The sequence below is a fragment of the Enterobacter sp. D2 genome, assembly GCF_034427575.1.
Taxonomy (GTDB): domain Bacteria; phylum Pseudomonadota; class Gammaproteobacteria; order Enterobacterales; family Enterobacteriaceae; genus Enterobacter; species Enterobacter cloacae_M.
The window spans coordinates 622354-643305 of record NZ_JAXQPP010000002.1; the positions used below are offsets into that span (position 1 = coordinate 622354).

Annotated in this window: 19 protein-coding genes; 7 read left to right on the forward strand and 12 right to left on the reverse strand. The window is 55.4% G+C overall.

Annotated features, from left to right (window positions below):
* Positions 1-4: 4 nt before the first annotated feature.
* The 4 genes from sspA to zapE all read right to left on the reverse strand — a co-directional run bounded on the left by sspA (position 5) and on the right by zapE (position 3205).
* On the reverse strand, positions 5-643 hold the full coding sequence (gene sspA / locus SPG90_RS15230) for a stringent starvation protein SspA (protein WP_322408218.1): 639 nt from the start codon (positions 641-643) through the stop codon (positions 5-7).
* Between the two features lie 308 nt (positions 644-951).
* Positions 952-1344: a 30S ribosomal protein S9 gene (gene rpsI, locus SPG90_RS15235; protein WP_003860436.1), complete on the reverse strand. Its 393-nt coding sequence runs from the start codon at positions 1342-1344 to the stop codon at positions 952-954.
* A 15-nt stretch (positions 1345-1359) separates the two neighbouring features.
* A complete protein-coding gene (gene rplM, locus SPG90_RS15240) occupies positions 1360-1788 on the reverse strand; it encodes a 50S ribosomal protein L13 (RefSeq protein WP_006178824.1) in 429 nt (142 codons plus the stop codon).
* A 292-nt stretch (positions 1789-2080) separates the two neighbouring features.
* On the reverse strand, positions 2081-3205 hold the full coding sequence (gene zapE / locus SPG90_RS15245; RefSeq protein ID WP_045403581.1) for a cell division protein ZapE: 1125 nt from the start codon (positions 3203-3205) through the stop codon (positions 2081-2083).
* Between the two features lie 189 nt (positions 3206-3394).
* On the opposite strand from zapE, the gene zapG reads away from it, so the two are divergent.
* The 3 genes from zapG (at position 3395) to degS (ending at position 6491) form a co-directional block, all read left to right on the forward strand.
* Complete coding sequence (zapG, locus tag SPG90_RS15250; protein WP_008502832.1) at positions 3395-3793, forward strand: Z-ring associated protein ZapG; 399 nt, start codon at positions 3395-3397, stop codon at positions 3791-3793.
* A 171-nt stretch (positions 3794-3964) separates the two neighbouring features.
* Positions 3965-5332, forward strand: coding sequence for a serine endoprotease DegQ (gene degQ / locus SPG90_RS15255; RefSeq protein WP_023309385.1), 1368 nt, complete (start codon positions 3965-3967; stop codon positions 5330-5332).
* Between the two features lie 91 nt (positions 5333-5423).
* On the forward strand, positions 5424-6491 hold the full coding sequence (degS, locus tag SPG90_RS15260; protein ID WP_023309386.1) for an outer membrane-stress sensor serine endopeptidase DegS: 1068 nt from the start codon (positions 5424-5426) through the stop codon (positions 6489-6491).
* Positions 6492-6548: 57 nt separating this feature from the next.
* On the opposite strand, the gene mdh is transcribed toward degS, so the two are convergent.
* Positions 6549-7487, reverse strand: a complete 939-nt coding sequence (mdh, locus tag SPG90_RS15265) for a malate dehydrogenase (protein WP_047174077.1) — start codon at positions 7485-7487, stop codon at positions 6549-6551.
* Positions 7488-7884: 397 nt separating this feature from the next.
* Between mdh and argR the strand changes: the two genes are divergently transcribed.
* The 3 genes from argR (at position 7885) to yhcN (SPG90_RS15280) (ending at position 9371) form a co-directional block, all read left to right on the forward strand.
* A complete protein-coding gene (gene argR / locus SPG90_RS15270; RefSeq protein WP_023309388.1) occupies positions 7885-8355 on the forward strand; it encodes a transcriptional regulator ArgR in 471 nt (156 codons plus the stop codon).
* Between the two features lie 375 nt (positions 8356-8730).
* Positions 8731-8994: a peroxide/acid stress response protein YhcN gene (gene yhcN / locus SPG90_RS15275; protein ID WP_023309389.1), complete on the forward strand. Its 264-nt coding sequence runs from the start codon at positions 8731-8733 to the stop codon at positions 8992-8994.
* A 110-nt stretch (positions 8995-9104) separates the two neighbouring features.
* Positions 9105-9371: a peroxide/acid stress response protein YhcN gene (gene yhcN / locus SPG90_RS15280; RefSeq protein ID WP_023309390.1), complete on the forward strand. Its 267-nt coding sequence runs from the start codon at positions 9105-9107 to the stop codon at positions 9369-9371.
* Between the two features lie 61 nt (positions 9372-9432).
* Here yhcN (SPG90_RS15280) and SPG90_RS15285 read toward each other — a convergent pair whose 3' ends face one another.
* From SPG90_RS15285 to aaeX, 5 genes are all read right to left on the reverse strand, one after another.
* Positions 9433-9705, reverse strand: a complete 273-nt coding sequence (locus SPG90_RS15285; protein WP_023309391.1) for a barstar family protein — start codon at positions 9703-9705, stop codon at positions 9433-9435.
* 45 nt (positions 9706-9750) lie between these two features.
* Entirely contained in the window at positions 9751-11205 is a 1455-nt protein-coding gene (locus tag SPG90_RS15290) for an NAD-dependent succinate-semialdehyde dehydrogenase (RefSeq protein ID WP_322408219.1), read from the reverse strand.
* Positions 11206-11294: 89 nt separating this feature from the next.
* The gene (gene aaeB, locus SPG90_RS15295) at positions 11295-13262 is read right to left on the reverse strand and encodes a p-hydroxybenzoic acid efflux pump subunit AaeB (protein ID WP_045355383.1); all 1968 of its coding nucleotides are present in this window, start codon (positions 13260-13262) and stop codon (positions 11295-11297) included.
* A gap of 5 nt (positions 13263-13267) precedes the next feature.
* Positions 13268-14200 (reverse strand): p-hydroxybenzoic acid efflux pump subunit AaeA, encoded by a 933-nt coding sequence (gene aaeA / locus SPG90_RS15300; protein ID WP_023309394.1) that lies wholly within the window; start codon positions 14198-14200, stop codon positions 13268-13270.
* A gap of 7 nt (positions 14201-14207) precedes the next feature.
* The gene (gene aaeX, locus SPG90_RS15305) at positions 14208-14411 is read right to left on the reverse strand and encodes a p-hydroxybenzoic acid efflux pump operon protein AaeX (RefSeq protein WP_003860416.1); all 204 of its coding nucleotides are present in this window, start codon (positions 14409-14411) and stop codon (positions 14208-14210) included.
* Between the two features lie 179 nt (positions 14412-14590).
* Between aaeX and aaeR the strand changes: the two genes are divergently transcribed.
* Positions 14591-15517, forward strand: a complete 927-nt coding sequence (aaeR, locus tag SPG90_RS15310; RefSeq protein ID WP_023309395.1) for an HTH-type transcriptional activator AaeR — start codon at positions 14591-14593, stop codon at positions 15515-15517.
* Positions 15518-15594: 77 nt separating this feature from the next.
* Here aaeR and tldD read toward each other — a convergent pair whose 3' ends face one another.
* Complete coding sequence (gene tldD, locus SPG90_RS15315) at positions 15595-17040, reverse strand: metalloprotease TldD (protein WP_322408220.1); 1446 nt, start codon at positions 17038-17040, stop codon at positions 15595-15597.
* Between the two features lie 84 nt (positions 17041-17124).
* Positions 17125-20928: an AsmA2 domain-containing protein YhdP gene (yhdP, locus tag SPG90_RS15320; protein WP_064791086.1), complete on the reverse strand. Its 3804-nt coding sequence runs from the start codon at positions 20926-20928 to the stop codon at positions 17125-17127.
* Between the last annotated feature and the right edge of the window lie 24 nt (positions 20929-20952).

Consider the following 20952-nt stretch of genomic DNA (forward strand, 5'->3'; position numbering starts at 1 on the left):
GTCATTAGCCTCGGCCGAGACGCATTTCACGTTCCGGTTCAGTTAAAGATGCCAGGAAAGAGTCGCGCTCAAAGACGCGAGTCATATAGCCTTTCAGCTCTTTTGCGCCAGGACCGCTGAACTCTACGCACAGGGTTGGCAGACGCCACAGCAGCGGTGCCAGGTAGCAATCCACCAGGCTGAACTCATCGCTCAGGAAGAATGGTTTCTGACCAAACACAGGAGCGATCGCCAGCAGCTCTTCACGCAGTTGTTTACGTGCAGCGTCAGCTTCAGAAGCAGAACCGCTGGTAATCACGTTCATCAGCGAGTACCAGTCTTTTTCGATACGCTGCATGTACAGGCGGCTTTCACCACGCGCGACAGGGTAAACAGGCATCAGTGGCGGATGAGGGAAACGCTCATCCAGATATTCCATAATGATACGGGATTCCCACAGGGTCAGCTCGCGATCCACCAGCGTCGGTACGCTTTGGCTCGGGTTGAGATCGATCAGATCCTGAGGCGGGTTATCCTTTTCCACATGCTCGATCTCAAAACTGACACCCTTCTCGGCCAGCACGATACGAACCTGATGGCTATAAATGTCAGTAGGACCAGAAAACAGCGTCATTACCGAACGTTTGTTGGCAGCGACAGCCATGAAAACCTCCAGGTATATTCAGAATTTTTACTGCTACCAGCCCAACAGGGGCCAGCCAGATGTTGTATCGCCCATCCCAGAGAAAACACATTGTTCAAGAAACGAACAAAAATCGAGTATTCACCGATATTTGGGCAGAAAATTGGATGATAGTTTACCAGATTTTGATGGCTTTGTGGTGAGGGGATTCTGGAAATGTGGAAAAAGAGAAGATATATGCATGGATATTGTGGATAACCTGCGCATTATCCATAAAAAAACCCGCCGAAGCGGGTTTTTCGCCAATCGTTCTGCGTAAGCAGAATGGATTAACGTTTGGAGAACTGTGGACGACGACGTGCTTTACGCAGACCCACTTTCTTACGTTCAACCTGACGCGCGTCACGAGTAACGAAGCCAGCTTTACGCAGTTCAGAACGCAGGGATTCGTCGTACTCCATCAGAGCGCGGGTGATACCGTGACGGATCGCACCTGCCTGACCGGAGATACCACCACCTTTAACGGTGATGTACAGATCCAGTTTTTCTACCATGTCAACCAGTTCCAGCGGCTGGCGAACTACCATGCGGGCAGTTTCGCGACCGAAGTATTGTTCCAGAGAACGCTGGTTGATTACGATTTTACCACTGCCCGGTTTGATGAAAACGCGAGCTGCGGAACTTTTGCGGCGACCAGTGCCGTAGTATTGATTTTCAGCCATTGCCTATAATCCCGATTAGATGTCAAGAACTTGCGGTTGCTGTGCCGCGTGGTTGTGCTCGTTGCCTGCGTAAACTTTCAGTTTACGGAACATAGCACGACCCAGCGGGCCTTTTGGCAGCATGCCTTTAACCGCGATTTCAATCACACGCTCAGGACGGCGGGCAATCATCTCTTCAAAGGTCGCTTCTTTGATACCACCGATGTGGCCAGTGTGGTGATAGTACACTTTGTCAGTACGCTTGTTGCCGGTTACAGCAACTTTATCAGCGTTCAGAACGATGATGTAATCACCGGTATCAACGTGCGGAGTGTATTCCGCTTTATGCTTACCGCGCAGGCGACGAGCCAGTTCAGTAGCCAGACGGCCCAGAGTTTTACCGGTCGCGTCAACAACATACCAGTCGCGCTGTACGGTTTCTGGTTTAGCTGTAAAAGTTTTCATTAAAAGCTTACCCAAATAATAAGTTACACGTTGGTGAACACCCAAACGTTTAGTCAGTTGAGGTTCACACGACAAAGTCCGGCAAACCTACCCCTTCGAATAGCACATGCCGACACATAGAAAGTTTCGGGAAAAAAACCTTCTCGTAACGTGGGGTCGCAAGATTATAGAGAAGTTGAGGTCAAAGATCGACCCTTAAATGTGATTTGGAATGGGTTTTTCGGGGGTGTGTATTGTGCGGTCTGGTGCCCTCACCCCCAGCCCCTCTCCCACAGGGAGAGGGTGGCATTTGTTACGGCATATGCTCCAGCTTCAGGTATTCCTCACTCTGCATCTCCTGCAGGCGCGACAGGCAGCGCTGGAACTCAAATTTCAGCCGCTCTCCCTGGTAAATCTCATATAAAGGTACCTCGGCGCTGACCACCAGCTTGACGTGGCGCTCATAAAACTCATCCACCAGCGCAATGAAGCGCCGTGCTTCGCTCTCCATCAGCCGCGTCATCACCGGCACGTCCAGCACCATCACGGTGTGGAACAGACGCGAAAGCGCAATGTAGTCGTGCTGGCTGCGGGCATCCACGCAGAGCGTCGTAAAGGAGACCGCCAGCGTTTGGTTTTCGACGCCAAGCGTGGGCAGCGGTCGATGGTTAATCTCGAGTTCCGGGGCGTGCTCGCGTTTTGCCCCCGCCAGCGCCAGCCAGAGTGTATCCATCTCGCGGGTGGTCTCTGCATTTAACGGCGAAAGCCACAGATGCGCCTGAGTCAGCGTGCGCAGACGATAATCGACACCGGCATCAACGTTCATGATGTCGCAGTGCTGCTTGATGGCATCAATGGCGGGCAGGAAGCGTGCCCGCTGCAGGCCGTTACGATAGAGCTCATCCGGCGGGATATTCGACGTGGCCACCAGCGTGATCCCACGGGCAAATAGCGCTTTCATCAGGCCGCCTAGCAGCATGGCATCGGTGATGTCGGACACAAAAAACTCGTCGAAGCAGAGCACGTCGGTTTCAGCTTTGAACCTGTCGGCCACAATCTCCAGCGGATCGCTTTTGCCCTGCAGTGCGGTCAGCTCTTCATGCACCCGCAGCATAAAACGATGGAAGTGCAGACGCTGCTTACGTGCGCCAGGCAGACTCATGTAAAACAGGTCCATCAGCCAGGTTTTTCCGCGACCGACCCCGCCCCACATATATAAACCGCGTACCGGCGCGTGAGCCTGTGGCGCTTTTTTACCGAGCAACCGCCCAAATGCCGCCTTTAGCCCACCGTTCTGTTCGACTTCAGCGGGTTTTGCCGTGAGCTCCTGATAAACCATCTCCAGACGGTTTACCGCCTCACGTTGAACGTCATCAGGCTGATGAGTGCCCTCGTTAAGGGCCAGTTGATAACGCGATGCAGGGGACAGGTTTTGCATAATCTTATTGTTATTCCTTCAATTAACGCTCACCAGCAGACGTGACTGATGAAAAAAAGGCCGTTCTACACTACGCGATGATACGTCAGGATTCCACTTCTGCAGAAATAGCGGTTATAGTGGCATTATCAGGCACAGGCAGGAGCCGAGCCAACACCCTACGGAACAACAAGACAACGGGAGAAGTTCATGACCTGGGAATATGCGCTAATCGGTTTAGTCGTCGGCATCGTCATTGGTGCTGTGGCCATGCGTTTCGGTAATCGCAAATTGCGTCAGCAGCAGTCACTGCAGTACGAACTGGAAAAGAACAAAGCCGAGCTGGAAGAGTATCGTGAAGAGCTGGTCAGCCATTTTGCCCGCAGCGCCGAGCTGCTGGACAACATGGCAACCGACTATCGTCAGCTGTATCAACATATGGCAAAAAGCTCCAGCAGCCTGCTGCCGGAAATGACCGCGGAAACCAACCCGTTCCGCAACCGTCTGGCTGACTCTGAAGCTGGTAACGATCAGGCGCCCGTTCAGATGCCTCGCGACTATTCCGATGGCGCGTCCGGCCTGCTGCGCGGCGGTGTAAAACGCGATTAATCGCACAACCTGAATTTATTTTACGGGCGCAGCGATTGCGCCCGTCCTTTCCTGATGACCCCAGCTATCATTTAGTTAAACACCTCATTGTTCAGCGGTTTAAAATTCAATAACATCAACGTGTTTTTAGGGCCGTTTTTCCTTTATTCCAGGTTACGAGAGTCAACATCGATGAAGAAAAAAAACCAGCTGTTGAGCGCTATCGCGTTAAGTGTCGGGTTATCTCTCTCGGCGTCCGTCCCTGTATTTGCCGCCATTCCTTCCCAGGTGCCTGGCCAGGCGGCCATTCCAAGCCTCGCGCCCATGCTGGAAAAAGTGTTGCCTGCGGTCGTTAGCGTTCAGGTTGAGGGCACCGCAGTACAAAGCCAACGCGTCCCTGAAGAACTGAAAAAATATTTCGGCGATGAGTCTCCCGACCAGCAGGCGCAGCCTTTTGAAGGCCTGGGCTCTGGCGTCATTATTGATGCGGCAAAAGGCTATATCCTGACCAACAATCACGTCATCAGCCAGGCCGATAAGATCAGCGTCCAGCTGAACGATGGCCGTGAATTTGATGCCAAACTGATCGGCGGCGATGACCAGAGCGACATCGCGCTGCTGCAGGTACAAAACCCGAGCAACCTGACCCAGATTGCCATCGCGGATTCCGACAAACTGCGCGTCGGCGATTTTGCCGTCGCCGTAGGCAACCCCTTTGGCTTAGGGCAGACCGCTACTTCCGGGATCGTCTCGGCGCTGGGACGCAGCGGCCTCAACCTGGAAGGGCTGGAAAACTTTATCCAGACCGATGCATCAATCAACCGTGGTAACTCCGGCGGAGCATTGCTTAACCTTAACGGCGAGCTGATTGGGATTAACACGGCGATTCTGGCCCCGGGCGGCGGCAGCATCGGTATCGGTTTTGCTATCCCCAGCAATATGGCCAAAACCCTGGCGCAGCAGCTGATCCAGTTCGGTGAAATCAAACGCGGGCTGCTGGGTATTAAAGGTATGGAGATGAGCGCGGATATCGCAAAAGCGTTCAATATCAACGTACAGCGCGGGGCGTTTGTCAGTGAAGTGCTGCCAAACTCCGGCTCGGCAAAAGCGGGCGTGAAATCAGGGGATGTGATCGTCAGCCTGAACGACAAACCGTTGAACAGCTTTGCAGAACTGCGTTCACGGATTGCCACGACGGAACCTGGCGCCAAAGTGAAGCTGGGCCTGATACGTGACGGCAAGCCGCTTGACGTTGAAGTGACGCTGGATAAGAGCACCTCTTCCTCGGCCAGCGCGGAGCTTATCGCCCCGGCGCTACAGGGGGCTACGTTGAGCGACGGGCAGCTGAAGGACGGTACGAAAGGCATTAGCATCGATACCGTTGAGAAGAGCAGCCCTGCCGCACAGGCCGGATTGCATCAGGATGACGTGATTATCGGTGTCAACCGCAACCGCGTGCAGTCTATTGCCGAACTGCGCAAGGTGCTGGAAAGCAAACCGGCGGTTATTGCCCTGCAGGTCATGCGTGGCAATGAGTCCATCTATATTCTGTTGCGCTAAGCATTTGCGACCCGGACATCACCGCTGCGTGTGATGTCCGGATAACTCATGTTATGCTGCAAATCGTTCCTTTTTTAACGACACGCGCATCATGCTTTTAAAGCTCTTACGTTCTACTGTCATCGGTTTGATTGTCGCTGGCCTGCTGCTGCTGGCGCTGCCGTCTTTACGTCAGTTCAATAAACTGTCGGCTCCCCAGTTCGATAGCACGGATGAAACGCCGGCCACCTATAACCAGGCCGTCCGCCGTGCCGCACCTGCCGTGGTTAACGTCTATAACCGAGGCCTGAATACCTCAGCCCATAACCAGCTGGAGATCCGCACCCTCGGCTCCGGCGTGATCATGGACGAGCGCGGCTACATTATTACCAACAAGCACGTGATTAACGATGCCGACCAGATCATCGTCGCTCTGCAGGATGGCCGCGTGTTTGAGGCGTTACTCGTTGGTTCTGACAGCCTGACCGACCTGGCAGTTCTGAAAATTAACGCCACGGGCGGTTTGCCGGTCATCCCGATCAACCGTAAACGTACCCCGCATATTGGTGACGTCGTACTGGCTATCGGTAACCCTTACAACCTGGGCCAGACCATCACCCAGGGGATAATCAGCGCGACCGGTCGTATCGGTCTGAACCCCTCCGGGCGGCAGAACTTCCTGCAAACCGATGCCTCCATCAACCACGGTAACTCCGGCGGGGCGCTGGTGAACTCGCTGGGCGAGCTGATGGGTATCAATACCCTCTCGTTCGATAAAAGTAACGACGGTGAGACGCCGGAAGGGATCGGCTTTGCCATTCCGTTCCAGCTGGCGACCAAAATTATGGATAAACTGATCCGCGACGGACGCGTGATCCGCGGCTATATCGGTATCGGCGGGCGCGAAATTGCACCGATGCATACCCAGGGCGGCGGTATCGATCAGATTCAGGGCATCGTGGTTAACGAGGTGGCACCGGGTGGTCCGGCGGCTAACGCGGGGATTCAGGTAAACGATGTCATTGTTTCGGTCAACGGCACGCCAGCGGTATCTGCGCTGGAGACGATGGATCAGGTGGCAGAAATTCGCCCGGGTTCTATCATTCCTGTTGAGGTCATGCGCAACGATAAGAAACTGACGCTGCACGTGACGATTCAGGAATACCCGGCCACTAACTGACAGGCATAAAAAAACGGAGCGATAAGCTCCGTTTTTTTTACCGGGAGACGGTTCGTATTACTTGTTAACGAACTCTTCGCCCAGGGTGATATCTTTCTTCAGCGTATCCAGCATGCCTTCCATCGCGTGTTGTTCGAACGCGCTCAGCGTACCAATGGATTTACGCTCTTCGATACCGTTTTTACCCAGCAGCAGCGGTTGGGAGAAGAAGCGAGCGTGTTCGCCATCGCCTTCAACGTAAGCGCATTCAACAACGCCTTTCTCGCCCTGCAGAGCGCGAACCAGTGACAGACCAAAACGCGCAGCCGCCTGGCCCATAGACAGGGTTGCAGAACCGCCACCCGCCTTCGCTTCCACCACTTCGGTACCCGCGTTCTGGATACGTTTAGTCAGGTCAGTCACTTCCTGCTCGGTGAAGCTCACGCCTGGGATCTGCGACAGCAGAGGCAGGATGGTGACGCCAGAGTGACCGCCAATTACCGGTACTTCCACTTCTGTTGGCTGCTTGCCTTTCAGCTCAGCAACAAAGGTGTTGGAACGGATGATATCCAGCGTGGTTACGCCGAACAGTTTGTTTTTGTCGTAAACACCCGCTTTCTTCAGCACTTCTGCCGCGATAGCCACGGTGGTGTTCACCGGGTTAGTGATGATGCCGATGCATGCTTTCGGGCAGATTTCTGCAATCTGTTGCACCAGGTTTTTCACGATGCCCGCGTTGACGTTGAACAGGTCTGAACGATCCATGCCTGGCTTACGCGCCACGCCTGCAGAAATCAGCACCACGTCGGCACCCTGCAGCGCAGGACGTGCATCTTCACCGGAGAAGCCTTTGATTTTTACAGCAGTCGGGATGTGGCTCAGGTCAACCGCCACACCTGGGGTTACCGGAGCAATATCGTACAGGGAGAGTTCTGAGCCTGAAGGCAGTTGGGTTTTCAGTAGTAGGGCAAGCGCCTGGCCGATACCACCAGCAGCGCCGAGGACTGCGACTTTCATCCTAAACTCCTTATTATGGTTAACTTAAGTATCTGTAAATCCGTTGCGGCGACCATAATTCAGCAAGTAAATAATTACAATTTTCGTAGCTAAAGAATTTGAGGTCACGCGACTTTATCTCTCACCAGAAGACTATCTGACGACAGAGGGCAACGCATTAAGAGGTGGTTACAATACACCCTGCCCCGCCACCAAAACAACATCATTTTGATAACATTTAATTTACTTTTAAGCTTATTTGCGTGGCGTGACCCAGGCATGTTTTCTGATAACGAAATCTGATAAAATCACTCCCTTTCATAACATTATTTCAGCCTGGCGCTGAGTAGATAATTTGCATAAAAATTCATCCACATGCATAATAATGTTGTTTCTATCGTCATATTCCGGGTGACTTATGCGAAGCTCGTCTAAGCAAGAAGAATTAGTAAAGGCCTTTAAGGCACTACTCAAAGAAGAGAAATTCAGTTCTCAGGGAGAAATTGTTCAGGCGCTGCAGGAACAAGGCTTCGATAACATCAACCAGTCGAAAGTCTCCCGCATGTTAACGAAATTTGGCGCGGTGCGTACGCGTAACGCCAAGATGGAGATGGTCTATTGCCTGCCGGCAGAACTTGGCGTGCCGACCACCTCCAGCCCGCTCAAAAATCTGGTTCTGGATATCGATCATAACGACGCCGTCGTGGTGATCCACACAAGCCCGGGTGCCGCGCAGCTGATTGCCCGCATGCTGGACTCGTTGGGTAAAACGGAAGGTATCCTCGGGACTATCGCCGGTGATGACACCATTTTTACCACACCGGCTAGCGGTTTCTCCGTGAAAGATCTCCACGAAGCCATTCTGGTACTGTTCGAACAGGAACTCTAATCCCCTCTCCCCGTAGCGCCGCTGCGGGGATCGTTCTGTTTCCGCTGCGTTTCTCACTCTTTTCCTCTGCCCTTCACTTTGACAAATAGTGCTTTTTACCACCTATTAACATTCATCTGGTGAATGCTAAATCAAAAAATCGCACAAAAAATCAAAATATGATATCCATATGATTTTATTAGATATAACCAACAAAAATGAACAAAAAACGTTCAATATTATGCAATTTGGTTATAAAAAACAGGCTGGTTAACACGTAATAACAAGAGAAACCATTAGTCTGGTATTAATTTTTGTCGTTATTAGTGTATACTTGATTTTGTGATGAGGGTCACGAAACAAGACCCCACGAAAAAATTCGACGAGGTAAGAATCATGAAAATCAAATCAACTGTAGCGGCGCTCAGCGTCCTGTCCGTCTTGTCATTCGGTGCTTTCGCAGCAGACTCTATCAATGCTGACCAGGCGCAATCCCGCCAGGCCATCGGTACGGTTTCTGTCGGCGCGGTCGGCACATCGCCAATGGACATGCATGAGATGCTGAACAAAAAAGCGGAAGAACAGGGTGCGTCATCCTATCGCATCATCGAAGCGCGTTCTGGTGACCACTGGCACGCCACCGCTGAGCTGTACAAATAAGTTTTAGTAATAACTGAAGACGAAAATCTCCACTCAACGGCACCAGGCATAAAAATAGCTGTTCAACCCTTCTCGCCGTTGAGTAAAAACCCTATTCAGGAGTAAAGACTATGAAAACCAAATTGATCATCGCAACCCTCGGTATGGCATCCGTTCTCTCTTTCGGCGCAAGCGCAGCCGTACAGCAGGTAAATGCCGACCAGGCACAAAATCTACAGCGTATGGGCAGCATCTCCGTAACGTCTGTCACCGGTTCACCGATGGATATTCGTCACGAACTTGCCGCCAAAGCTGAAAAAGCAGGCGCCAGCAGCTATCGCGTCACCGAACTGAATCAGGGTGACCACTGGCATGCAACGGCAGAGCTGTATAAATAAACCCTCGTCGTATCTCATCATACGACTTGCCCCTGACCTCATGGTCAGGGGCTTTTTTCATTCAATGCCGCGCGTTAAAGCGCAGCTGCCCTTCAAGCTCTTCTTCCGCTTCATCGAACAGCAATATCAGCGCGCCAAAACGTCTTCGCAGCTTATCGGGCAAATGGATGAACTCAATTTCCAGCGGTAGCGGCAACTGACTGCCGGTGACCACGTCCCACAGCGTATCCAGATTCGTCACGCTTTCTCGTTCAAGATCAAACGCCCGGATAAATTCACGGTAGAAGTCTTCCTGACTGTCGATCTCGTCAAAATCAAACGTATAGGTTTTCATTGCCAGCCACCCAGTCCAGGCGAGCGGCAGATGCCGCCCTGTCTATTATAATCCCCCAATATGCAGGGTTTTAACTTCCAGATACTCTTCCAGCCCCAGCACGGAGCCCTCTCGTCCAAGGCCTGACTCTTTTACGCCGCCAAAGGGCCCAAGCTCCGTGGAGACAGCGCACTCGTTGATGCCGATCATCCCGCTCTCGATGGCCTGTGAAACGCGGAAGACCCGAGAAAGATTCTGGGTGTAGAAGTAAGCCGCCAGTCCATAGGGGGTGTTGTTGGCGCGCTGGATAACTTCATCTTCCGAGGTGAAACGGAAGCACGCCGCTACCGGGCCAAACGTCTCTTCTTCTGCCAGCTTCATGCCCTCATGGCAGTCGCCCAGTACGGTTGGCATCCAGAAATTCCCGCCAAGCGGATGAGGCTTACCTCCAGCCAGTACGGTTGCGCCCCGGGCAACGGCGTCGTCGACATGCTCACGCACCTTGTTGACCGCAGAAGATTCAATCAGCGGCCCGACGACCACCCCCTCCTCAAGACCATTACCCACCTTCAGCGCATTCACCGCATCGGCGAGTTTATTCACAAATTTGTCGTAGACGGTTTCCTGAATATAAAAACGGTTCACGCTGACGCAGACCTGCCCGGCATTGCGGAACTTGTTGGCGATCGCACCCTTAACCGCGGCGTCGATATCCGCATCCTCAAAAACGATATACGGGGCATTTCCCCCCAGCTCCATCGAGACTTTTTTCATGGTTTCTGCGGCGTTACGCACCAGCGTTTTGCCGACGGAGGTTGAGCCGGTAAAGGAGATTTTACGTACGTCGCGGCTTGCCATAATCGCATCGCTGATTTCATGCGTATTCCCGGCTACGGCGTTGAGAACACCGTCGGGCACTCCGGCCTGTTTCGCCAGCGTAAGCAGCGCAAAGGCGCTGAGCGGTGTGTTATTGGCCGGTTTAATGACCCCGGTGCATCCTGCTGCCAGCGCCGGGCCTAACTTGCGGGTGAGCATGGCCATCGGGAAGTTCCATGGCGTAATCGCTGCGACCACACCAATGGGTTCACGGGTCGCCAGAATGCGTGAGCCGGGTTTTATCGGCGGAATAATTTCACCGTTCGCGCGTTTGGCCTCTTCGGCAAACCACTGGATAAAGCTGGCGGCGTACTCGACTTCTCCCTCCGCTTCTTTCAGGGGTTTGCCCTGTTCGGTGGTCATCAACCCCCCGAGCCAGCTTTTATTCTCAATAATCAGTTCGTACCAGCGGTAGAGAATCGCCGAGCGTTCTTTCGCGGTTTTGGCACGCCATGCCGGGAAGGCCTGGGTAGCCGCTGCGATAGCGTCTTCGGTCTGTGCTTTACCCGCTTTTGCGACTTTAGCAATGACCTCGCCGGTCGCGGGATTCAGCACATCAAAGGTTGTATCCAGCGTTTTCCAGATTCCGTTGACCAGATAACCGGTCTGAAAAAGGATGTGGTCCTGAAGCGCCTGGGTCGTCATGTGTTCTCCCTTTCTGAAATGTAAGAACGTGCTGGAATAAGTATAGCCACAAAAAAACCGACGCTTTTGGCATCGGTTTTTTACTTCAGTCAGTTATCCGTGAGGGCATTCTGGTAGCGATGCAGCATAAACACCAACCGTCCTACCGGCTCGGTCACCTGAGGCGGCGCCTCCCAGTGCTTGAGCTTTTCCTGATAGATATCGAGCTCTTCAAGCAGCTGCGTAAAGTAGCGGCGCCGTTTGTCATCGCTGCTGGCAGAAAGCACGTGATCGGCGGTACGACGCAGCTGGCGGTGGTATGCCGACAGATCGTCGTTGATCGGCACGGGCGCGTTACGCAAACGCTGGTGCGCAATGATCATGGTTAACGCCAGGCGGAACTTCGCGATATCGCCCGGGAACTTGTTCAGCAGCAAAAACAGCTGCTGGTACAGCGCGGGGAGGTGGTTCTCTTTACGGCGCGCGGTATTGGTTGTCAAAGATGACACGGCAGCCGACACGAACTGGTTCAACAGCACGCGGCCCGTTCTTGCCTGCGAGTTATCACGCACCAGCAGTATCACCATCATGGCCAGGAAGCAGCCCACCAGCTGGCCTAACGCGCTGTCGAGGAACTGGCTGAAATGGAAGGTCATCGGGTTATCGAGCACGATGATGTTAATCGTACTCGCCAGCGCCCCCAGCGATCCCAGACGCCGCTTTTGCACTTCAATGCCTATAAAGAACGCCATTACCGCCAGGCTAATACAGAGCAGCAGCATGCTCTGTTGCGTCGACGGGATGATGACCAGGAAATAGAGCGCGCCTATCGGCAACGCGGCAATCGTGCCGTAGAGGAAATCAATGGCGACCATACGCGGATTAGGCAGACGCATCGCCAGTGCGGTCACAACGGCAATCATCACCATCGCGCCGCTGCCGGACGTCCAGCCCGTCCACAGCCAGAACAGCGTGCCGAGCATGCAGGCAAGCGTCGTACGCCAGAAATTGACCATGGCGTGATGGCGCTCGGCGGATTCCGCCTTGATCACCACTTCCCCCTGCAGCACCTCTTCTTCCGCCGCGCTGATTTTGGTGTTACCAATCACGCCGCGCTTCAGCAGCAGATAGCGCGTCGCGGCGCCGACCCAGGTGTAGATGGTCACCGGCGTGTCGCGCTCCCCGGTCCAGGCAATCACCCGGCGCATGCGCTTAAGCTGCTTATGCACGTCCTGTACGGTTTCCACCGGCTCGGCAAACAGTTCGCGGAACGTATCGGTGACTGCTTCCGGCCGGGTGTTCTGAATCAGATAGGTTTCACAGGCCTGGGTAATCAGCGTCAGAGAGACGGTGTTGAGGGCTTTAAGACGTCGATTCGCGCGGGCCCAGCGCGAGGACTCCATGTTAAGGTTGCTGCGCATACCTTCCAGCGCCTGCGTACGGCGTACCAGCCCGCTCCAGGCTTTATCCACCTCTTCGCTGTCGCCGTGCTTAATGCACAGCTGCATCAGCTGATACTGGGCAACGATCAGCGCGTCGAGCTCACGGTCGACTTCCTGCTTGATGGAGCGCGGAGAGAAAAGCAGATCAGCGACGATCGCGCTGACAATACCAATCACAATTTCGCTGCATCGCTCCACCGCAAACTGCGGTGCCAGCAGCGGTTCGCTTTGGATAGTGATGATAATAATCAGCGCGGTATAGCCCGCCAGTCCCCAGGCGTAGGAGTTTTCCACTTTCACCAGAGACGAGATCCAGGTGCAGAACCCCGCCCAGATGCAGCAGACCATCAGCATCAGCAGCGGGGTGCGGATCATGAGAATAATAATGGTCAGCGCCGCGAAACAGCCGATAAACGTCCCGATGATACGCAGCATCCCGCGATAGCGGATCGCGCCTGAATAGGGTTCCCCACCCGCGGCAAAGGCCGGGCCCGCCGCGACAATCGCGGCCGTCAGCACTGCCCAGCGAGGGGTTTCAAGCTGGAAGTGAAAGCCAACAAACAGCGCCAGCACGATGGCGCACGCCAGCTTCACGGCGAAGCGAATGTGCTGGCTGGCGATGGAAAAGATACCCATGGCGATTAACCAAACTCGCGCAGGCGGTGGGCAATTTTACGGAAGAACGAGTCCTGGCTGGCATCCCGGTCCTTTTCACCGGTGATCACCACCGTCGCCGTGGTACCCGCAGGCCACAGATTTCCCTGCTGTTCATCCAGATGAATACGTACCGGCACGCGCTGGGCCAGACGCACCCACTCCAGGTTGGAATCGACCGTCGCCATCCCTTTGGCATCGTTAGAGCTGCTGGAGTTAGTCACCCCTGCGGCAACGCTGTCGACGGTGCCTTTAAAGACGCGATTGCTGCCGAGCGGCGTAATTTCCGCCCGATAACCTGGACGCACGCCTTCCAGCTTGGTCTCTTCCATATAGGCGAGCACGTAGAAGGAGTTCTGTTTAACCAGCGCCACGGCGGTTGAGCCACGGGTAATGAATTCCCCGGCATAGACGTTGAGGTTGGTGACCCAGCCATCGGACGGCGCGCGGATCACGGTGCGCTCGAGATCGAGCTTCGCCAGATCGCGCGTTGCCTGCGCTTTCGCCAGCTGGTGCAGCACGGTTTGCAGCACGTTGTTGGACTGGTCAATCTCTTCGCGGGACATTGCCTGAACGCCCAACTGATTACGGCGGCCTGCCTCGCGGCGTTTCTCCGCAGCGAGCGCCTGATAATAGGCCACGTCCGCTTCCGCCTCTTCCAGCGCTTTCTGGTAACGAGGCTGGTCGATGGTGAACAGAACCTGATCTTTTTTCACCAGCTGGTTATCGTGGACGTTGACCGCCGTGATAAGACCGGCCACGTCAGGGGCTATTGCCACCACATCGGCGCTGAAGCGTGCATCACGCGTCCACGGTGATTCGGTGTAATAAACCCAGGCGCGGAAAATAGCGATGAAGGCGAGGATAACCAGCGCCATTGTGATGGCAGTGCGGGAGATTTTTCTTGTTAGCGTTTTCACATCAACCTCAGACAAACATGCGCGATATCAGATAAAACAGGCAGCAATACAGCGCGGTATTGAACAATGCAGGGTGCCAGACGAAATCGTAGATCCCGGTAGGGACCAACACCTTGCGCACCAGCCAGAAGATCGCCAGTGATAAAAGAAGCTCGAAAAATATCGGTGGGAACGACAGACCGAACACCACGATAACGGGAAACAGACTCATGTTGACCTTGATAAGAGAGAGTGCAGGCTTCAGAATTTTTTAGCGCACGCCACCGCAGGAGAGCAAGAAACGCCGGGCGAGAATGGCGCAGCCGTTATGTAATTAATAATATATTAACGTAACTGTTATGCTGTTATCTATAATATGTGATCTAAATCACTTTTAAGCCAGAGTGAACAATGGAACGTTTAAAACGCATGTCGGTCTTCGCCAAAGTGGTTGAACTGGGCTCTTTTACCGCCGCTGCACGCCAGCTTCAGATGAGCGTCTCATCCATCAGCCAGACGGTGTCCAAACTGGAAGATGAGCTTCAGGTCAAGCTGCTCAACCGCAGTACCCGCAGCATTGGGCTGACGGAGGCGGGTAAAATTTACTATCAGGGCTGTCGCCGCATGCTGCTTGAAGTGCAGGATGTTCACGAACAGCTCTATGCCTTCAACAACACCCCCATCGGCACGCTGCGCATCGGGTGTTCTTCAACTATGGCACAAAATGTTCTCGCTGCCATGACGGCGGATATGCTGAAAGAGTATCCCGGTCTTACGGTCAATCTGGTGACGGGTATCCCGGCGCCGGATCTGATTGCCGACGGGCTGGACGTGGTGATCCGCGTCGGCGCGTTGCAGGATTCCAGCCTGTTCTCGCGACGGCTGGGCAGCATGCCGATGGTGGTCTGCGCCTCGAAAAGCTATCTGGCGCAGTACGGCGTTCCGGAGAAACCCGCCGATCTCACCAACCACTCGTGGCTGGAGTACAGCGTGCGGCCCGATAATGAATTTGAGCTGATCGCTCCGGAAGGGATCTCTACCAGGCTGCTACCGGAAGGACGGTTTGTCACTAACGATCCGATGACCATTTCGCGCTGGCTGGTGGCCGGCGCCGGGATCGCCTACGTGCCGTTAATGTGGGTGATCAACGAGATCAACAGCGGCGTGCTGGAGATCCTCTTCCCGCGCTACCAGTCCGATCCGCGACCGGTGTACGCCCTGTATACCGAAAAAGACAAACTCCCGCTCAAGGTACAGGTGTGTATTAACTATCTGACCGAGTATTTTGTGGACGTGGCGGAGCTGTTTCAGGGGATGCGGGGGAGAAGGAAAGAATAGGTCTTTTTCCAAAAGGAGGAGGGAGAAAAGACAGCATGAAGCAGTACCCTCTCCCCTTTGGGGAGAGGGTCAGGAAATTACGCCGTGCCGCCCACCGTCAGGTTGTCCACCTTCAGCGTTGGCTGGCCCACGCCAACCGGCAGGCTCTGGCCCTCTTTACCGCAGACGCCCACGCCGTTATCCAGCTTCAGATCGTTACCGACCATAGAGATCTGCTGCATGGCTTCAATACCGGAGCCAATCAGCGTCGCACCCTTCACCGCTTTGGTCACTTTGCCTTTCTCGATCAGATACGCTTCTGACGTGGAGAAAACAAACTTACCGGAGGTAATGTCCACCTGGCCGCCGCCAAAGTTTGGCGCAAAGATACCGTAATCAACGGATTCGATAATCTCCTGCGGCGTGGATTTGCCCGGCAGCATGTACGTGTTGGTCATGCGCGGCATCGGCAGGTGCGCGTAAGATTCACGGCGTCCGTTGCCCGTCGGCGCGACGCCCATCAGACGCGCGTTGAGTTTGTCCTGCATGTAGCCTTTCAGCACGCCGTTTTCGATCAGCACATTGTACTGCCCTGGCGTACCTTCATCGTCGATAGCCACCGAGCCGCGACGATCGCGCATGGTGCCGTCATCCACCACGGTGCACAGCTCAGAGGAGACAAGCTGCCCGATCTGACCGCTGAAGACCGACGTCCCGCGACGGTTAAAGTCGCCTTCCAGCCCGTGGCCTACCGCCTCGTGCAGCAGCACGCCCGGCCAGCCAGCACCCAGCACCACCGGGAATGAGCCCGCCGGCGCCGCGACGGCATTCAGATTCACCAGCGCCATGCGCACGGCTTCTTTTGCCCACGCGTCGGCGCGCGCTTCACCGTCAACGTCGCCCAGGAACCAGTCATAGCCGAAACGACCGCCGCCACCGCTTGAGCCGCGCTCGCGTTTGACATCGTCGTCGACCTGCACGCTGATGGAGAGACGTACCAGCGGGCGAACGTCTGCCGCCAAAGTGCCGTCCGTTGCCGCCACCAGAATCAGTTCATACACACCGCTCAGGCTGGCTGAAACTTCCTGCACGCGTTTATCCGCCGCGCGGGCGACTTTGTCCACGCGACGCAGGATATCCAGCTTCTCTTCACGGCTCATGCTCTGCAGAGGATCGATGCTGGTATAGAGCGCAGAGTGCTGCACTTCTCCAAGGGTTTTCACGCGACCATCGCCGGTATCACGCACAATGGTACGCGCGGCCTGCGCGCTCTGCTCAAGTGCAGCCAGGCTAATCTGATCGGCATAGGCAAAACCGGTTTTCTCGCCGCTAACGGCGCGGACGCCGACGCCCTGGTCGATGTTGTAAGAGCCATCTTTAATGATGCTGTCTTCTAAAACCCAGGATTCGTGATAGCTCGACTGGAAATAAAGGTCGCCGTAGTCGAGACGGCGTTCGGTCAGTTGACCAAGAATGGAGAACAGGTCCTGATGGCTCAGGCCGTTCGCTGCGAGCAAATGTTCACTTACCAGGTTCAGACTCATCGTATTGCTACTCGTTCGTTGCCGCCCGTGGCGGTATAAAGATCGTATTTATTGAGAGTGAGGCAATTACCTGCCCACGTCAAATCATTGCTGTGCATCTTTGCGCGGCTGGCGCAGCACCTCGTTAATCTGCGGTTTATCGACCGGACCGGTAATGCGGTAGCGCAGAATGGAGACTTTGCTCCACAGCGGACCCAGCACTTTGCTGGCGGCAAACACCGCCGCACCGACAATCGGGTTCACCACAAAGGCCGCCGCCACGCCCACGCTCGCGGAAATTTCCGGTGCCACCACGGCTTCCATATCCAGCTCGCGACGCACGAGGTTAACGGAGCCTTTCATGGCGATATCCGCTTCCAGGCCATCCACCAGCGTATCGTCCGTATGCAGAACGCCGTCCTTAATCCATGCCGTACTGCGGATGGAATCGTAGTAGAAACCTTCGCTGAACGTATCGCTGAAATCGAAGCGCAGCTTGCGCAGCAGCGCATCAAAACTCAGCAGGCGCAGGATCTGCCCGGCTCGCCCCGTGCTCACGTCGGCAATTTCACCTTTACCAAAGTGGGTTTTCAGAATGCCGTTCAGCGAGGCTTCATCCGGCTTCCACGGGGCGTCACGCCAGTGAAGATCGTAATCGACGTCAAACGACGAGCCGCGCAGCGGCGTGCTGATACCAAAGAAATTGGCTGCCGCATCCAGCTTGTTGCCTTTAATGTCGCCCTTCAGGGAAGTTCGCTGCTCGCCCGGGTTATTCACCCATTCCCCTGCGGCCGTCATGCGGCCAAAACCGGTATCAACCAGGCCACCGGAGAGCGTAAGCGTATTTGCCTGGATGGTGAAATCGCCGTCGATACGGCCATATTTCTGCCCCCACAGCCAGCACTCCGCGCAGCGCAGCTGGAGATCGGGCCAGCCGCTAAAATCGACGCGGGAGACATTACTCAGCGGCGATGTCTCTGCCGGTTTATCTTTCCCGCTCGCGGCGCTTGCCGGGTTGTAGTAGAGGTAGCGGATCGCCGCCTGCCATGGTGCGTGATTGCGCATGGTCAAAGTACCGTTGATCTCTCTGCCCTGGGCCTCTACCTTCGTGCCGTTAGCGCCAGGCTGCGAGACGATGCTCAGGTTGTTCCACTGCTGCCCGCCCAGCATCAGCGACGGCGTACGTACGGTAATGGCTTGCGGGAACTGGGCGGTTTCATCAACGTTTTGCCCAACGCCTTTCTGGAACAGCGCCAGCCACTCTGCGCCGTCCATCGGCGGGAGATTCAGCTCAATGCCAGCCTGCTCCGGCAGAGGCGGCGTGGAGCGGCTATCCGTTGTCCAGATGGCTTTGTCGAGGGTGAGCTTGCGGTTAAGTAGCCAGCGGCTGTTGAAGTGGTTTGTCCCGCCCGCGCTTCCGGTCAGCGCGAAGCTGTTCAGGTTGCCATCGACGTTCAGCTTTACCGGCAGGGGCTGTCCGGCCTGTTTATCCAGCGGCGCAGGCAGCTGGCTCTGAAGGTTTTTCAGATCGCCCGTGATGTCGACCTTATACTGGGCACCCGCGTGATAAGGCAGGTCAATTGCCACTTTACCCTGCCAGGCGACCGCGCCCTGCACTGACGCCTCAATGGGCTTCGGCAGGACGTCCATGCGCGCTGGCTGCCAGTTACCGTCCAGATTGACGGCCACCTGGTAGGCCTTTTCACCCTCGGTGGTCGTGAAGTCGATATTAACGGGCTGATTAAACCAGCTGGCCGTAAGCGGCTCGCTCTTCAGGTTACCGTTCTCAAAGCTGAACTGCCCGCTGAGATTTTTCAGCGTGCTCTCAAGGGGTTTGATGAACAGACTGTTGTTCTTCAGGCGGACGTCACCTTTGGCGGTGGTCATCTCTCCGTCCAGCGGGATATCAAGATGTAAGCGAGCATTCACATCGCCATCAAGCTGTAGCTGCTGGAGCGTCGCCGCCAGCGACTCTTTCAGGGGCGTCTCCTCAAAGTACGGTCCCACCGCTTTGCCCGGACCGTTGATGTCAGCATCAATCAGCAGCTTCTCTTTGGAGTAATCCGGGATGTTGGCCGTCAGGTTGCTGGCCGTCACGCCGCCCAGTGCCACGCTGTCGGACTTCATCCATAGCCCGTCATTGAGGAAGTTGAGCTCGATATCCAGGTCTTTCAGCGCAGGCCAGTCGGGCTGGAACGCAAAGGTCGCGTTATGCAGCGGCACCAGCACCTGGAACTGGCCTTCATTATGTTTGTACGGGAATAGATGCGGGTTACCGCCGTACACTAGTGTGGCATTGTCCGCCTGACCGCCCTGAATCGCGCCGCTGAGATAGTCCACCAGGGCTTTTCCCATCAGGTTTTCCGGGAAGTAACGCCAGGCCTGTGAGCCGTCATCGGTGCTGATCCCGGCCAGAATGCCCAGCCACGGCTCATCGCCTTCAGGCTGCAGATAGCGGAAATCGCCGCGCGCGTGCACCGCTTTGGCTTTCACATCGATATGGCGGCCATCAAGCTGGAAACCCTTGTCGTTACGGAGCCAGTTAAGCACCGCGCTGCCCTGTTCGATTTCCAGCGGCGCGCGGAAGACCGTCTCGTAAGGCATTTTGGCGTCGTGCATATCAACCGTCAGCCTGCCGTTTTCCACGCTGCCTTCCAGCTTGCCGCTAAAGTGCTCCGCCCCCGGCAGCAGCTTCCACTGCTTCCAGGCAAGATCTTTCCACGTGGCCTGGAAGCGCGTTTTTTCCGTTGCCTGAAGCGGGATGTCCAGCCCCAGAGCATCGATCGTCCCGCTCGGCTGCGTTGCCAGCCAGATCTCGCCCAGGTCCGGAGAGAGCTTTGCCGCCATCGAGCGCAGGCCTTCAATGGCCGCCAAATCGAGGTTGCTGGCGCGGATGCGCAGCTCGTCGCTGCGTTTACTGGCCGTACCGCCGACGTCCTGCTCCGGCATCCAGGCCAGCGTCAGCGCACCGCGCGGCCACGGCTTGCCGTCGATGGTGATGCGCGTATCCGGAATGGCAAACTGCCAGCCCTCTTTCTCCTGCGTCACGTGCGCGGTGAGGTTATCGACGGAAAGCTGATGCTGCTGTTTTTCGCCTTTCCAGCTGGCGCCCCCCTGCTTGAGCCAGATATCGCCGCTGGCAAATTCGCCTTTGGTCAGGGTCAGCCAGCCTTCAAGGCTGAAACGGGCAGTCTCCAGCTGCATATTTTGCTGGATCCAGTCACCCAGCCATGGCTTCACGTCAACATCGTCGGCCTGCAGCCAGACTTTGCCGTTGTTTAACAGGCCGTCATCGTCCCGCAGATCCATGCGCACCTGCATCACGCCGTGCTGGCCGTTCAGGCTTGAGAGATTGACCTGCCCCTCGGCGCGGTGACGTTCTTTACCGTTGAGCCAGGTCAGCTGAGGGATCGCCAGTTCGGCGCGCTGGCCGGAAAGGGTAATGAAGCTCACTTCGCTGTCGCGCAGATCGAAGTGATCGAACTGGCGGAGGAAAAGATCGCTGAAGCGGTTGGCTTCAAGACCCTGACCGCTATCGCCGCCAGACAGCGGCGTATTGGTCAGGAACTGGAGTTGATAAAAGGTGAGATCGCGAAACTGCCAGCGCAGATGCAGCAGGCTTTGCCAGACGTCCAGCGCCAGGGTCACGCGTTTGATTTTCAGGTGGCCGCCATCTTTCAGGCTGGCGTTGATATCCCGGACATCGAGCGTCGGGCCAAAATTCTGCCAGTTAGCGCTTAGCTGGCTTACGTTCACCGGCACGCCGGTGGTGGATTCAATTTTAGCCAGCAGCTGCGGACGCCAGCTGTCCAGATGCGGTAATACGAGGCGTAGCCCGCTCACGAGCAACGCGACAATCACGACCAGCGTTGCCCCTGTAAGCAATAAAATCCCCGGCAATCGCCTCACGCATCTCTCCTTGTCAGCTTTCGT

Coding starts and splice junctions, on each gene's coding strand:
- aaeB (WP_045355383.1), bottom strand. CDS start 13,262: ATGGGTATCTTTTCCATCGCCAGCCAGCACATTCGCTTCGCCGTGAAG.
- sspA (WP_322408218.1), bottom strand. CDS start 643: ATGGCTGTCGCTGCCAACAAACGTTCGGTAATGACGCTGTTTTCTGGT.
- SPG90_RS15285 (WP_023309391.1), bottom strand. CDS start 9,705: ATGAAAACCTATACGTTTGATTTTGACGAGATCGACAGTCAGGAAGAC.
- rpsI (WP_003860436.1), bottom strand. CDS start 1,344: ATGGCTGAAAATCAATACTACGGCACTGGTCGCCGCAAAAGTTCCGCA.
- aaeX (WP_003860416.1), bottom strand. CDS start 14,411: ATGAGTCTGTTTCCCGTTATCGTGGTGTTCGGTCTGTCGTTCCCACCG.
- argR (WP_023309388.1), top strand. CDS start 7,885: ATGCGAAGCTCGTCTAAGCAAGAAGAATTAGTAAAGGCCTTTAAGGCA.
- zapG (WP_008502832.1), top strand. CDS start 3,395: ATGACCTGGGAATATGCGCTAATCGGTTTAGTCGTCGGCATCGTCATT.
- SPG90_RS15290 (WP_322408219.1), bottom strand. CDS start 11,205: ATGACGACCCAGGCGCTTCAGGACCACATCCTTTTTCAGACCGGTTAT.
- yhcN (WP_023309390.1), top strand. CDS start 9,105: ATGAAAACCAAATTGATCATCGCAACCCTCGGTATGGCATCCGTTCTC.
- zapE (WP_045403581.1), bottom strand. CDS start 3,205: ATGCAAAACCTGTCCCCTGCATCGCGTTATCAACTGGCCCTTAACGAG.
- yhcN (WP_023309389.1), top strand. CDS start 8,731: ATGAAAATCAAATCAACTGTAGCGGCGCTCAGCGTCCTGTCCGTCTTG.
- degS (WP_023309386.1), top strand. CDS start 5,424: ATGCTTTTAAAGCTCTTACGTTCTACTGTCATCGGTTTGATTGTCGCT.
- rplM (WP_006178824.1), bottom strand. CDS start 1,788: ATGAAAACTTTTACAGCTAAACCAGAAACCGTACAGCGCGACTGGTAT.
- tldD (WP_322408220.1), bottom strand. CDS start 17,040: ATGAGTCTGAACCTGGTAAGTGAACATTTGCTCGCAGCGAACGGCCTG.
- aaeR (WP_023309395.1), top strand. CDS start 14,591: ATGGAACGTTTAAAACGCATGTCGGTCTTCGCCAAAGTGGTTGAACTG.
- mdh (WP_047174077.1), bottom strand. CDS start 7,487: ATGAAAGTCGCAGTCCTCGGCGCTGCTGGTGGTATCGGCCAGGCGCTT.
- degQ (WP_023309385.1), top strand. CDS start 3,965: ATGAAGAAAAAAAACCAGCTGTTGAGCGCTATCGCGTTAAGTGTCGGG.